Source organism: Shewanella sp. SM69 (assembly GCF_025653985.1).
GTDB lineage: Bacteria > Pseudomonadota > Gammaproteobacteria > Enterobacterales > Shewanellaceae > Shewanella > Shewanella oncorhynchi.
The window spans coordinates 1-593 of sequence record NZ_JAKKRV010000059.1 but is presented as its reverse complement, the minus strand read 5'-3'; the positions used below and the strand labels follow the sequence as shown (position 1 = coordinate 593).

Below are 593 nucleotides of genomic sequence, written 5' to 3'. Positions count from 1 at the left end.
CTGAAGAATCCCCTGATGATTTACAAATAAATCATCAAATTAGGGTGGAAGCGCATCTTGTTGCATGATCAAATGGTTTCGCTAAAAACTACACTTGGACAACAAGATGCGCGAAGCCAATATCCTACAACATTCTTTACACCAATACTGCCCAGAACTTCACCTAAAACGATTAAACAGCTTGATGCTGGCCTCTAAGGCACTGATTGAATGTAAGACACTGACCTTGACTGAGTTAGGTCGAAATTTACCAACCACGGCCCGAACCAAGCACAACACTGAAGAATCCCCTGATGATTTACAAATAAATCATCAAATTAGGGTGGAAGCGCATCTTGTTGCATGATCAAATGGTTTCKCCAAAAACTACACTTGGACAACAAGATGCGCGAAGCCAATATCCTACAACATTCTTTACACCAATACTGCCCAGAACTTCACCTAAAACGATTAAACAGCTTGATGCTGGCCTCTAAGGCACTGATTGAATGTAAGACACTGACCTTGACTGAGTTAGGTCGAAATTTACCAACCACGGCCCGAACCAAGCACAACATCAAGCGCATTGATCGTTTGCTCGGCAACACGCATCT

General features: G+C 42.7%; 1 protein-coding gene and 1 pseudogene. Both read left to right on the top strand.

What is annotated here, in order from left to right; all coding sequences use genetic code 11:
- Positions 1 to 106: 106 nt before the first annotated feature.
- Positions 107 to 346: a hypothetical protein gene (locus L5M37_RS24075; protein WP_411568995.1), complete on the top strand. Its 240-nt coding sequence runs from the start codon at positions 107 to 109 to the stop codon at positions 344 to 346.
- 38 nt (positions 347 to 384) lie between these two features.
- A pseudogene (locus L5M37_RS24070) lies at positions 385 to 593 on the top strand (IS4 family transposase); the annotation flags it as partial.

What these genes read in the sequence shown, in the direction of transcription:
- L5M37_RS24075 (WP_411568995.1), top strand. Translation starts at nt 107, where the DNA reads ATGCGCGAAGCCAATATCCTACAACATTCTTTACACCAATACTGCCCA.